This is a genomic window from Planktotalea sp. (assembly GCF_965659345.1).
Lineage (GTDB): Bacteria > Pseudomonadota > Alphaproteobacteria > Rhodobacterales > Rhodobacteraceae > Planktotalea.
On the sequence record NZ_CBFHVK010000035.1, the window covers coordinates 1 to 11,564 of the forward strand.

Consider the following 11,564-nt stretch of genomic DNA (forward strand, 5'->3'; position numbering starts at 1 on the left):
TGGGATGTTGGCGGGTGATCGGCAGGTCGAGCAAAGCGGTCATTGGTGCAAGTTGCATCATTCGTCAAACTGGGCTCCTTGCGGCCATCGGAGCAAGCGCAGCATCCTTGGGTTCGGCCTCTCGTCGAATGGCAGCTTTTGCAGGATCACCCTTGAGGCCGCGCAACTGCAGCGAATGGCTCCTTCCCGCCGATTCTGTGGAAAAACAACGTGTTGCTGGCGCAGAAAGTGACGATCCAAATGGAGCGCGAGCGCCTTTCTTATCAGGCTTTTCGCATTTGCTGCGGTGCAGGAAATATCTTGGCCAGTTTGCGGAGATTTTGGGCTGTGGCGGCGAGCAGGAATTCGTCATTTGCGCCGCAGGGCCCGCGTAATCGCAGCCGTCCAAGCCCGAGAATACGTTTAAGGTGTGCGAAGAGCATCTCCACCTTTTTTCTTAGCCGCATCGAGATTTTGTATTGCTTGGTTTTGGCAATGTCGCGGGCAACCTGACGAGCGTCTTCGTGCTCTTCGCGGGTGATTGATCGGAAGTCGGCATTGGGGCAGCATTTGGCTTTAGATGGGCACGTCTGACATGTCAGTTTCAAGGCGCGGTATTTCGCAACACCTTTGCCGTCTGGGCCTCTGTTGGGGTCAGAATAGTTGCGGCGGAATTGTTTGAGGGATTGGCCTTCTGGACAAACATATTGGTCGTTCTCGGCATCCCATTCGAAGTCAGCTCGGCTCCAGGTTCCGTCTGTGCGGCCCGCTTTATCAATCACTGGGATGTGCGGCTCGATCTTGCGATCCACCAGCCAACCCAACATCGGGCCTGAGCCGTAAGCCGTGTCTGCGATGATGCGTTCAGGATGCAGATCGAACGTGTCTTTAACCCGACCCAGCATCGTGCGCACGGACCTAACTTCAGCTTGTCGGATCGATCTTGTGGCCTCAACGTCGACGATGACACTATAGTCCGTATCGATAAGGTAGTTTGTCGAATAGGCAAAGAACGCAGGGCCTTTGCGGGCAGCAGTCCACTGGCTTGCGGGATCGGAAGGGGATGTGAACTTGGGCTCCACCTCGGAAGCTGCGCCGAAAGCTGCATCGTCCAGAACATCAAGATACTCACGCACGGCACGTGGCGCATCCTGTGGCGTAATTGCTGATGTGTCCCAATCTTCCTTTGGGGTTGAGTTCTGTTTGTTGGCGTCCGCTTCGATCAAACTGGCATCTGCCGCAAAGCGTTGGCCACTGACCAAGCCGTCAGCGATGCAGCGTGCCACAGTCGTCTCAAACAAGTGACGCAGCAGATCACTATCGCGAAAACGACCCTGCCGGTTTTTAGAAAAGGTGGAATGGTTCGGCACCGGATCAGCCAGGTCGAGACGGCAAAACCAGCGGTACGCCAAGTTCAAATGCACCTCTTCACAAAGCCTGCGTTCTGACCTGATGCCAAGACAATACCCGACCAGTAGCATGCGGATAAGTAGTTCTGGATCAATCGAGGGACGGCCAGTGTGGCTGTAAAACTCTGCAAAATGGTGCCGAATACTGCTGAGATCCACAAACCGGTCAATAGAGCGCAGTAGGTGATCTTGAGGCACGTGGTCATCAATCGAGAACTCATAAAACAACGCGCCTTGCGCCTCTTGCTTCGGTCCTAACATCACCAATTCCCCCGCATTCACAAGTAAATTGAATCAGTGGTAGGTCTCCAAATCAAGAAGAGTTTTTCAACAAAATCCGCCCCAACCGCCTGCATAGCGCCGATCTGCTAAGCGGCACTATTCACCACTGCTCGCTCTCGCGGCACGTAGCCTATCCGTCGTCCTCACCGATCATTCCCATGAACTCTAACAGGCTGAGGTCAAGCGCATTTGCCAGAGCTCCTAAAGCAGACAGCGTTGGCTGTCGCTTTCTAGTTTCTAGCAAAGACATATAGCTGGTTGAGAGGCCCGCCAAATGTGCCAGCTCTTCCTGTGAGAGGCCGCATTCCCTCCTGCGCAGCTGTAGAGCGCGCGCGAAGCGTTCAATTAAGAGGTCGTTTTTTTGATCCATCCCAAGGGTATTAAGTCCCTTGAAAACTCACTCCACTGACAATAGTCACAATGCACTATAGTCACATTTGATTTTGGAAGGGGTGTAAGCGGTGCGCCGCCCCCACACTTTCGAGCTGTCGCTTGATCTGCGATTCAGAGGCTTCTTTTGGTTTGAGGGAGTTTCTCGATGGGAGCTACAAGCGAGTTTCAGGCAAGGGTGCCACGCCGTGCAGACGGCAAACGGAATTGGCCATCGGAGTTGAAGGCTCGGATCGTGGCGGAGACGTTGATTGAGGGCGAGACGGTCAACGCGGTTGCCAAGCGGTATGAACTGATCCCCAGCACAGTGTCAGATTGGCGGCGGCTGGCGCGGCAGGGCAAGCTGGTTCTGCCAAATTTGGACGGCATGGATTTTGTACCGGTTGAGATTGAAGCGCCTGCGCCCGTGCTCCAGCCTCTTCCTGCCACCTCTTCTGGCACGATTGATGTGATCAAAGGCGATGTCACCGTTCGTCTTGATGCGGCGACGCCAGCGGCGCGGATCGGCGAGATCACGCGGGCTTTGGCGACGTGATCTCGCCATCCCACAAGGTGCGGATTTTTGTGGCCAGCGATCCGGTGGACTTCCGTAAGGGCCATGACGGCTTGGCTGCCTTGGTGCAGAGCCACCTGCGCCAGAAGCGGGCTCGTGATGGCCTACAAACGGCTTGAGGATAACAGCTTCACATGGCCTGCGATCAGGAACGGTGTGATGCGTCTGGAACCGGCCCAGTTTGAGGCACTCTTTGCGGGTTTGGATTGGCGGCGCGTGCGCCCTTTGGAGGTAGCGGCTCCGGCTGCGGCGGAGTGACTCATCGGGGCGTTTGCGCGGGTCATTCTGCCCCAGTTTTGTAATGGCATCGGGCATGACCGCACCTGATGAATTACCTGACGATGTTGCCGAGCTGAAGGCGATCATCCGTGCGCAACAGGATCAGAATGCGCGGCTTGAGGCCTTGGTCGCCTCCTTCAAAAAGGCGCTCTTTGGGACCAAATCCGAGAAGATTGACCCGGCCCAGTATGAGCTGGAACTCGAAGATATCGAGACCGCCATCGCGCAGGTGGAAGCCGAGATTGATGCAGACGAACGCACAGCAGCGGTCCGGCCAGAAAAACCGCGCCAAACCAACCGGGGGTCACTGCCCAAGCACCTGGAACGGGTTGAGGTGGTCATTGAGCCCGAGCGCGCCTGCGGATGTGGCACTGAGCGTCATGTCATAGGCGAGGATGTCAGCGAACGGCTGGACATCGTCCCGGCCCAGTTCCGGGTGATTGTCACCCGCCGTCCCAAATATGCCTGTCGCTCTTGTGAGGAGGGCATCACGCAGGCTTCAGCATCCGCCCACATCATCGCGGGCGGTATGCCAACCGAGGCCACCTTGGCCCATGTGATCGTGTCCAAATATGCGGATCACTTGCCCCTTTATCGACAAGCCCAGATCTACAGCCGCCAGGGGATCGATCTGGATCGTTCGACCTTGGCAGCGTGGGTCGGGAAATCGGCGTTCGAGTTAACCCCAGTCTACGATGCCCTGATGGCCGACCTGAAGCATTCCACCAAACTCTTCATGGATGAAACGCCCGCGCCGGTTCTGGCCCCGGGACGGAAAAAGACAAAAACCGGATACTTTTGGGCCCTTGCCCGTGATGACAGGCCATGGAGCGGTGAGGACCCACCCGGTGTGGCGTTTACCTATGCGCCCGGTCGTTCCGGCCAGTATGCAGACAACATCTTGAAAGGCTTCAGCGGCACCCTGCAGGTGGACGGCTATGCTGGCTATAACCGCTTGCTCAAACGGCCCGCTCAGGATGTGACACTGGCCTATTGCTGGGCGCACGCGCGGCGTAAATTGCACGATGTCACCCAGTCCGGCGCAGCCCCGATCGCGCAGGAAGGCTTGGCTCAAATCCAAGCGCTCTATCGCATCGAAAAAGACCTGCGCGGCCTGAGCGCCGACCAACGATGCGCTGTACGGCAGGAACACTCAAAACCCATTGTCGAAGCCTTCGGTATTTGGCTCGCCCAAAGCCGCGCCCGCGTCTCGGCCAAATCGCCGACCGGAGAAGCCCTGAAATATATCGCCAAATACTGGGACGGCCTGTGCCTGTTCCTCGACGATGGCCGCATCGAACTCGACAACAACCCTGTGGAGCGCACCATACGCCCCATCGCTCTGAACCGTAAAAACGCGCTCTTCGCAGGACATGATGCAGGCGCACAAAACTGGGCCGTCATCGCGTCCCTGATCGAGACCTGTAAACTCAACGGGATAGAACCGCATGGCTATTTGTCTGGTATCCTGACGGCCATCGCAGGTGGGCACAAACAGACGGACATCAAAGAGTTGCTGCCGTGGAACTACGCCAAATCCGTGTGAACGGCGCACCGCTTACGAAGGGGTACGAATTCTCATGAAAGCAATTACCGGAGTCATCCTTGATATTGAGGGTTAGAACCGCCCAATTAAGCGGGAGACGTTCAATGACCCAGGCCACTTAGAAGAAAATATCGTTGGCGGAGGCGTGCTGACGGAACTTTCTGGAAATGAACACACGCTGAAAGCCGCTATGCTTGACACAAACGACAATACCCAGAAAATTTCTATACCTGCAGCAAACTTCATGGGCGTTGGCGATGTCGTCAGCACGGTGCTTGATAACGATGGCTGCGAAATTCTGTTGGTAAACCACTCTTCGGACAGGAAGTGGCAGTTCGCGAGATGCCCCTATCATACAAGGAAATGGACACGAGCGGCTCGAATTGGCATCAATCAGGGACTACTGTGGACTTGCCTGATTGGAGTTGTAGCTGGGCTTGCTCAAGGCCGTTCCATGAATTTGAATATCGCAGCAGGATTGGCGTTCTGTTTATTCCTTTGGGCCGCAATTTGGACGCTCACGACCCGGAGGCGTTCGGCCATAACTCACTCTAAAGCCGCACAGGAAATAGCTGAAACGGAAAAGGCAACGCATAAGGGTTTCATTGACGCCAAAATGCAAGCCAAAGTCGAAACGCAGAAACTCGCCGTGTCCTGATGCCAACTTTGAGCCTGCCAATTTTCTAAGAACGGTTCGTAGCTTCGATGTTTTTAGGCTACAGACCATCGCTTCCGCAGCTACATAGAGGCAGGTCCCTTAGACTAGAGACGTTCCATTTTTCGCAAATCTTACTTCAGCCGATTGGCAAGCCATTCTTCTACTATACGGCGTATAAGTTCAGGCCTACTTGGCAGGTCGGCTTCCGCGCGCCGCACATCATCGAGCTGTTCTATCAGCTCTGTAGGCATGCGAACCATCACTGGCTGAGTGTCTACTTTTGGGCGACCACGTGATTTCATGATATTATTTATTGACTTTTGATTTTTTGATATCATATATATGACACATGAACGAGAGAGCGGCAACTCTCTCGTCATGCTAATCACATCGATCCATAGGAGATCTCCATGACTACTTCCCCCAATACCACGCCGGTATCGGCGACGACAGCTTTGAATCCCCTTCTCGCGCCTGATCGCATCAGTTTTCGAAGCGCACTCGATCATCTTCAAGACGCTTTGACTGCCGATTGGCAGTTTTTTCTACGCCGTAAAATGCCCGAGACGCTAGAAAAACTGGAGTATGGACATCAGGCCGCGCAGGCATGGTCCATGTGCATTGAAGCCCTGTGTGAAGTCTGCGACATGGACACTGCGCATCCAGATCTACGCGCTGCAGCCATGGAACTCATTCAGACAACGCCTGGATCTTACCCAGTTTCATCAAGGGTCGATATTCTCAAACTCGAGATCAAGCGCCTGAGCAATTTGCATTTTGTTGGCTCTGATGAAGGTCTATATGACCTGCTTTTCCATGCGCACACTCTTAACACGGTTCATAATTCGAACCTCCAGATGATGCGCGCATACTGGAACAACTAGTTCATTCGTAACAATGACTTACGCAGATCTGTCCGGTTTTCCGGCCAGATTGCCGAGCTATGCCTTCTTTCATTTTTGAGCCTACCTCTGGTGCCGCTTCGGCACTGGGTCGGTAGAGCTACGGAGTTTTTCAATGCCTATCACCGACACTTTCTATGCTTTCCCCATCGACCGCCAAATGTACCCAGTATTTAAGGGAAAGAAACACGAACACTGGACTGAAGCCGCGCGGAGGCACGGATTTACACTCATTGGCCGCGCTGTGGATCGCCTGCACGTCGTCTTGGAATGCAAGACCTGCGGCGATGCGACACTCAAACGCATCAGCGTTGTGCTTGGACACAATCCGGAATGCGGCAACTGCATCCGCAAGCGCCGCGAAGCGGCCGCGGCCAAAGTTGGCGCCACACTGCTCGGCCCTGATCCCAAGGGTGATCGACACTATGGCACCTATAAATTCGCATGCGGACATGTTGATCGCCGCCAACACACACGCGTTGAAGCGGCTGCCGAGGGCGGGCACGATCTAAGCTGTGAGACCTGCACGACTGCGCAGCACACTTCTGAAGCGGCAGAACACGGTTGGACACTCATCGGTCCCGCCGCACGGAACGATCAGAGCTATAGGCAATACGAACATGAGTGTGGCCACAAACAAGATGTCAGCGTAGGCAATATGAGGGCCGGCGATGTAAATTGCGCTGGCTGCGGCGAGAGCTGGACGTCGAAGCCGAGCAAAATCTATTTACTCAGTTTCATGTTGCCCAATGTGCCCGTGATCAAACTCGACTACAGCAACAACCCGACGTTTCGGCTGCGGCAAGTGCAACTTGATCCTTCCGAGACCCCCGGCACATTGGACCGAGAGATCGACGTCGAGACCGGACACGACGCCATTTGCCTAGAGAAAGCGATGCACCGCTACATCAAGACACATCGGCCAGATCTGATCGTGGAACGCATCCACTTCGATGAGCACCTGAGGACCACTTCAGAGATTTATCACGAGCGTGGACGGGCACTTATCCTGGCTCTTATCGATGCGGCCGACAACGGTTGGGACCCGAACCAGACTGACAATTGGCAACAATTCACATCTCTCAGAGATACAGATTCCTAAGCCGACACAGAGGGCTGCACCAACTGTCGGCTCTCTGTTCCCCTTGCCCTTTGATCACTTTCCCTAGGCTTCGCTCATGCCCCCTTTATCACTGAACCCGCGCGCCAGCGCGCACACTAGCCCCGCGTTATCTCCATACTCGCTCGAGCTGTTACGCCCCCTCCTCCGCAGCATTGCTATGTGGCACCGCGAGCGCACACGTCTCGTGCCGCTCGATCCGGCGGTTGAGTTCGATGACATTGATGTCGAAGACGTTGCAGATCCGGACACGCCCACTCAGGACGAGCCGGAACACGCTTTGAATGCGCTCTACGAGGCAAAGCCAACCGCTTTGCATATGCCAAAAGATGAGATCGAAGCAGCGATTGCGGCGGATCGCGATCCTTGGGCAGAGGGACCCAATTCCGATCTCAGCTCATATCTTCACCAACCGCCTATCGCGACTATGCTCGTCGCCGCATGCTTCGCCGCCCTGCTTTCAAACGCGAGCCTCCTATCCGGTGTCACGACGCCACGCGCCTTCTCCATTGTCACAATCCCGGACAGATCTGAGCGCAAGGCCGCGTGGAAAAACCTCGGCAACGTGCTGCAACGGCTTGCCGATCTATGCAACGAGACAGACGATACTTGGCGCGATTTCAAAACGCCGGTTCTTGCAGCAGAGCCACAGCACAACAAAGGTCGAAGCGCATCACAGCGCGAGGACTTTGAGGACGCCGTCGAAGCCGCCGTTAAAAACGGCCATAAGGTTCTCGCAATCACGCCTGATGCGCATTCCATGTCGCCCGTCACGCGTGCGATGTGTGGGCGAGTGCTGAACTGGCCAGCATTGACCGGACAAATGATCATTGAGATCCTGCGCGTGACGCATACGGCCACTGGGGAGTTGTCCGAGAATGCGTTGCTCAAACTGCTGCCGCCGGACAATGACATCGCTGCACTTCCAGCCGCTGTCTTTGTGTCCGCATTCTTAGAAGAGACAACTCTTAACGTCGCCAAAGCCATTGCAACCGCTGCGAAGCGTTTCCGGACAGTGCCACCGGCGGCAACGACACTGAACGACATCGTTCTCAACGCAGACACACGCGCACCAATTGACCGCCTGGTCGCGGACACGGCCGTGTGGAAGGCCGGACAACTAGATTGGAGCGAGGTCTCATCATCTGTGCTTTTTCACGGCCCACCGGGGAACGGCAAAACGCTGCTCGCATCGGCGCTGGCGGGTTCGCTTGGCGTTCCATTGATCGCAACGAGCTATTCAGATTGCCAAAAGCACGGACATCAAGGCGACATGCTTAAGGCTTTGTCCGGTAAAGTTGATAAAGCCATTCGTTCTGCGCCTTCTGTGTTTTTTCTCGATGAACTCGATGGATTCACTCATCGCAACCGCCCCGGCCGTAACTCTGACTACATCGTCGGCGTGGTCAACGGGTTGCTCGAACACCTTTCACGCCTGAATGATACGCCAGGCGTGGTCGTGCTCGGCGCGACCAATTACCCGGACATGATCGACTCGGCCGTCACGCGGCCCGGGCGATTTGATCTCAAGATCGAGATTGCAAACCCAGACAGATCGTCTGCGCTACAAATCCTGATGCTAGCTTTGGGCGATGATGCGACGGACATGTCACTATCACCAATCGCGGATCAACTACTTGGTGCTTCCGGTGCGCAAATCACTGCCCTTGTCCGAGAAGCGCGCGGCCTCGCCCGTTCCGACCAATGCTCAGTAGGTCAAAAACACTTAGAAGCCGCCGCGTCTCGCATTTGTCCGGTTTTGGATGAAGACCTCCTCTGGCGCATCGCAGTCCATGAAGCAGGGCATCTCGTTGTTGCACATGTACTTGGCCTTCCGCCCGCAGAACGTGCTGTCATCACCATGACAGGCGGTTTCGTAGACATCCCATCACCAATGCTAGAAGGCGTACAAGCCGCCCAAAACCGCATCGCTGCACTACTCGGCGGCCGCGCCGCGGAGCAAATTGTATTAGGCGAAGCGCTCAACGGAGCAGGCCTCGGAACCAATTCAGACCTCGAACTCGCGACCAAGCTCGCCGGACAACTGCTATTTGAATGGGGATTGGTAGATCAGCTCGCATATACGCCCGCGCCTACACATTTCAACGACCGGACAAACCACTTAGACAAAATGCTCAAAGTTGCCGAACACCGCGCGATCCAAATCCTTACGGCTAGAAAGGATCTCACCTCTACCATAGCCGTAGCGCTTTGCAAAAAACGTGAGCTGTCCGGCGAACAAATTCGGGAGCTTTTGCCATAAACAGCGCTCCACCGGACACGTCTCGAACGGGCCATTCTTTAGCTTATCCACATAAACCTGCACTCAGGACATAGCGCTCAAAAACATTCCTCATATGTGAACTGTAATCGCGATCCACGGGATCAAATTACGCACACTTAAACGCCGCGACATCCGCGGACAGAGGGATTCAATGAACACGACACAACGCTGCAAAGCCAACAAAACGCCGACAATGCCGCCCAACGGCCGTCGGCTTTGCGTCACGCTTTCGGAACTGACACTCGCAAAACGACCTGCAGAGTTCGCACGCATCACCGAGCTTCATGCCGCGATCAAAGCCCTTGCTCGCGAAGCAGCTCGCGCAGATCACACCACAAAACCCTAGGGAACTAATCCAATGACAACTCCACTGCGCGCCGCCATCTACGCTCGATTTTCAACGGACATGCAACGCGATGCATCTATCGATGACCAGGTTCGAACGTGCCAAGACTATGCAAAGAGACAGGGCCTAGAAGTGGTCGATGTGTTTTCGGACAAAGCCATGTCCGGCGCGAGCCTGATGCGCAGCGGTATGCAGAACATGCTGAGATCCGCAGCAAACAATGAGTTCGATATTGTCATCTCGGAAGCGTTGGATCGCTTGTCACGCAATCAAGCTGATATCGCATCTGTCTATCAAAAGCTCGAGTTCCAATCAGTCGCAATCGAGACAGTCAGCGAAGGATCCATCTCGGAGATGCATATCGGCCTCAAGGGCACGATGAATGCGCTATTTCTAAAAGACCTAGGTGCTAAAACGCACCGTGGTCTCAAAGGGCGGGCGCTTACAGGTAAATCCGCCGGGGGCAAAGCTTACGGATATAGATACATCACCAAGTTTGACGAGAGTGGCACCCCCATTCGTGGGGACCGTCGTATCCACCCACAAGAAGCCGTCGTTGTCCGGCGCATTTTCACAGACTACGCGAATGGCATCTCACCCAAAAAAATCGCAGAGGCGTTGAACAACGAAGACATCCCAGGCCCCTCCGGCCGAGGCTGGGGCGCGTCTACCCTTCACGGCAACCGTGAGCGCGGCACGGGTATCCTGAACAACGAGCTCTACATCGGCCGTCAGATCTGGAACCGGCTTACCTACGCCAAAGATCCCGACACGGGTAAACGCGTGTCTCGTCTCAATCCGCAAGAAGACTGGGTTATTTCGGATGTCCCAGAGTTGCGCATCGTTGAGCAGTCCCTATGGGACGCCACCAAAGTCCGCCAAGGCGCGCTTAAGACCAAGAACACCAGTGACAACATCTGGGACCGCCGACGCCCGCGCACGCTGTTTTCAGGATTATTGAAGTGCGGCTGCTGTGGGGGTGGATTCTCTAAGGTATCTCAAACCCAGTTTTGCTGCTCGACAGCGCGTAACAAGGGCAAAGCGCTCTGCGCCAACAAGCTCACGATTTCTCAAACGGATTTGGAGGAACGCGTTTTGGGAGCCCTACAGGACAACCTTATGGATCAAGAATTGCTTGAAGTCTTCTGTAAGGAATATGCAAGGGAGCGGAACCGATTGAACGCCCAAGCTGAGCAAGGGCGCAGCGCCCTCGAGAAGGAACTGGCCACCGTTAACCGCGACCATTCTAAGCTCGTCGACGCCATCATCGCCGGCATTCCTGCGGATCAGGTGAAGGACAAGATGCAAGCTCTTACAGAGCGGCGTGAAGCCCTCGAGGCACAACTTACGCACACATCTGCCCCCGACCCGATCCGCATTCACCCAACGATGGCAGCGACGTATCAGGCTCGTGTCCGGTCATTGATCTCCAGCCTTCATAAAACTGGCGAGATGCAAGCCGCCCAAGAGGCACTTCGCTCTCTTGTTGACCGCATCGTCCTGCAGCCGTCCCCTGAGACAGGTAAACTGGACATCTTCCTAGAGGGAGCCCTTTCCGGACTTTTAACACTTGCTTTGACGTCGAGAAACGCCAAAGGCCTGACCGGTGAGGGTCAGGCCTTTGATAACATTGGCGAATTAGTGTTGGTTGCGGGAGTAGGATTTGAACCTACGACCTTCAGGTTATGAGCCTGACGAGCTACCGGGCTGCTCCATCCCGCGCCAATCCCTGGCGTACAGGGATAAGAGTTTTTAACAGTATTATAGAGATTGGATTACTGGGATTGGCGGTGACCTACTCTCCCACGTCTTAAGA

Annotated in this window: 11 protein-coding genes, 1 tRNA gene and 2 pseudogenes; 9 read left to right on the forward strand and 5 right to left on the reverse strand. The window is 55.1% G+C overall.

The window, feature by feature from the left end; genetic code table 11:
* Nucleotides 1–263: 263 nt before the first annotated feature.
* On the reverse strand, nt 264–1,649 hold the full coding sequence (locus ACTG3Z_RS16965) for an IS1182 family transposase (RefSeq protein ID WP_439144192.1): 1,386 nt from the start codon (nt 1,647–1,649) through the stop codon (nt 264–266).
* Nucleotides 1,650–1,800: 151 nt separating this feature from the next.
* Nucleotides 1,801–2,040 carry a helix-turn-helix domain-containing protein gene (locus tag ACTG3Z_RS16970; RefSeq protein WP_439144193.1) on the reverse strand — a complete coding sequence of 80 codons (240 nt, stop codon included), beginning with the start codon at nt 2,038–2,040 and terminating at the stop codon, nt 1,801–1,803.
* A 168-nt stretch (nt 2,041–2,208) separates the two neighbouring features.
* Here ACTG3Z_RS16970 and ACTG3Z_RS16975 point away from each other — a divergent pair, with 168 nt between their 5' ends.
* The 4 genes and pseudogenes from ACTG3Z_RS16975 to ACTG3Z_RS16990 all read left to right on the forward strand — a co-directional run bounded on the left by ACTG3Z_RS16975 (nt 2,209) and on the right by ACTG3Z_RS16990 (nt 5,096).
* On the forward strand, nt 2,209–2,595 hold the full coding sequence (locus ACTG3Z_RS16975; RefSeq protein WP_439144194.1) for a transposase: 387 nt from the start codon (nt 2,209–2,211) through the stop codon (nt 2,593–2,595).
* A gap of 44 nt (nt 2,596–2,639) precedes the next feature.
* Nucleotides 2,640–2,871: pseudogene (gene tnpB / locus ACTG3Z_RS16980) on the forward strand (IS66 family insertion sequence element accessory protein TnpB).
* A gap of 55 nt (nt 2,872–2,926) precedes the next feature.
* The gene (tnpC, locus tag ACTG3Z_RS16985; protein WP_439144195.1) at nt 2,927–4,438 is read left to right on the forward strand and encodes an IS66 family transposase; all 1,512 of its coding nucleotides are present in this window, start codon (nt 2,927–2,929) and stop codon (nt 4,436–4,438) included.
* A gap of 145 nt (nt 4,439–4,583) precedes the next feature.
* Entirely contained in the window at nt 4,584–5,096 is a 513-nt protein-coding gene (locus tag ACTG3Z_RS16990; RefSeq protein WP_439144196.1) for a hypothetical protein, read from the forward strand.
* A gap of 131 nt (nt 5,097–5,227) precedes the next feature.
* Here the strand turns inward: ACTG3Z_RS16990 and ACTG3Z_RS16995 are convergent, their stop codons facing one another.
* A complete protein-coding gene (locus tag ACTG3Z_RS16995; protein ID WP_439144197.1) occupies nt 5,228–5,398 on the reverse strand; it encodes a ribbon-helix-helix protein, CopG family in 171 nt (56 codons plus the stop codon).
* A gap of 108 nt (nt 5,399–5,506) precedes the next feature.
* Here ACTG3Z_RS16995 and ACTG3Z_RS17000 point away from each other — a divergent pair, with 108 nt between their 5' ends.
* The 5 genes and pseudogenes from ACTG3Z_RS17000 to ACTG3Z_RS17020 form a co-directional block, all read left to right on the forward strand.
* On the forward strand, nt 5,507–5,980 hold the full coding sequence (locus ACTG3Z_RS17000; protein WP_439144198.1) for a hypothetical protein: 474 nt from the start codon (nt 5,507–5,509) through the stop codon (nt 5,978–5,980).
* A gap of 133 nt (nt 5,981–6,113) precedes the next feature.
* On the forward strand, nt 6,114–7,100 hold the full coding sequence (locus ACTG3Z_RS17005; protein ID WP_439144202.1) for a hypothetical protein: 987 nt from the start codon (nt 6,114–6,116) through the stop codon (nt 7,098–7,100).
* Nucleotides 7,101–7,278: 178 nt separating this feature from the next.
* Nucleotides 7,279–9,381: an AAA family ATPase gene (locus ACTG3Z_RS17010; protein WP_439144199.1), complete on the forward strand. Its 2,103-nt coding sequence runs from the start codon at nt 7,279–7,281 to the stop codon at nt 9,379–9,381.
* Nucleotides 9,382–9,553: 172 nt separating this feature from the next.
* Nucleotides 9,554–9,748 carry a hypothetical protein gene (locus ACTG3Z_RS17015; RefSeq protein WP_439144200.1) on the forward strand — a complete coding sequence of 65 codons (195 nt, stop codon included), beginning with the start codon at nt 9,554–9,556 and terminating at the stop codon, nt 9,746–9,748.
* 12 nt (nt 9,749–9,760) lie between these two features.
* Nucleotides 9,761–10,843 (forward strand): annotated as a pseudogene (locus ACTG3Z_RS17020) (recombinase family protein); the annotation flags it as partial.
* 9 nt (nt 10,844–10,852) lie between these two features.
* On the opposite strand, the gene ACTG3Z_RS17025 reads toward ACTG3Z_RS17020, so the two are convergent.
* Together ACTG3Z_RS17025 and ACTG3Z_RS17030 are read right to left on the reverse strand one after the other, a co-directional pair.
* Nucleotides 10,853–11,101 carry a hypothetical protein gene (locus ACTG3Z_RS17025; RefSeq protein WP_439144201.1) on the reverse strand — a complete coding sequence of 83 codons (249 nt, stop codon included), beginning with the start codon at nt 11,099–11,101 and terminating at the stop codon, nt 10,853–10,855.
* A 292-nt stretch (nt 11,102–11,393) separates the two neighbouring features.
* Nucleotides 11,394–11,470: transfer RNA gene (locus tag ACTG3Z_RS17030), tRNA-Met, on the reverse strand.
* Between the last annotated feature and the right edge of the window lie 94 nt (nt 11,471–11,564).

What these genes read in the sequence shown, in the direction of transcription:
- ACTG3Z_RS16970 (WP_439144193.1), bottom strand. Translation starts at nt 2,040, where the DNA reads ATGGATCAAAAAAACGACCTCTTAATTGAACGCTTCGCGCGCGCTCTA.
- ACTG3Z_RS17005 (WP_439144202.1), top strand. Translation starts at nt 6,114, where the DNA reads ATGCCTATCACCGACACTTTCTATGCTTTCCCCATCGACCGCCAAATG.
- tnpC (WP_439144195.1), top strand. Translation starts at nt 2,927, where the DNA reads ATGACCGCACCTGATGAATTACCTGACGATGTTGCCGAGCTGAAGGCG.
- ACTG3Z_RS17015 (WP_439144200.1), top strand. Translation starts at nt 9,554, where the DNA reads ATGAACACGACACAACGCTGCAAAGCCAACAAAACGCCGACAATGCCG.
- ACTG3Z_RS16995 (WP_439144197.1), bottom strand. Translation starts at nt 5,398, where the DNA reads ATGAAATCACGTGGTCGCCCAAAAGTAGACACTCAGCCAGTGATGGTT.
- ACTG3Z_RS16965 (WP_439144192.1), bottom strand. Translation starts at nt 1,649, where the DNA reads ATGTTAGGACCGAAGCAAGAGGCGCAAGGCGCGTTGTTTTATGAGTTC.
- ACTG3Z_RS16975 (WP_439144194.1), top strand. Translation starts at nt 2,209, where the DNA reads ATGGGAGCTACAAGCGAGTTTCAGGCAAGGGTGCCACGCCGTGCAGAC.
- ACTG3Z_RS17000 (WP_439144198.1), top strand. Translation starts at nt 5,507, where the DNA reads ATGACTACTTCCCCCAATACCACGCCGGTATCGGCGACGACAGCTTTG.
- ACTG3Z_RS17010 (WP_439144199.1), top strand. Translation starts at nt 7,279, where the DNA reads ATGTGGCACCGCGAGCGCACACGTCTCGTGCCGCTCGATCCGGCGGTT.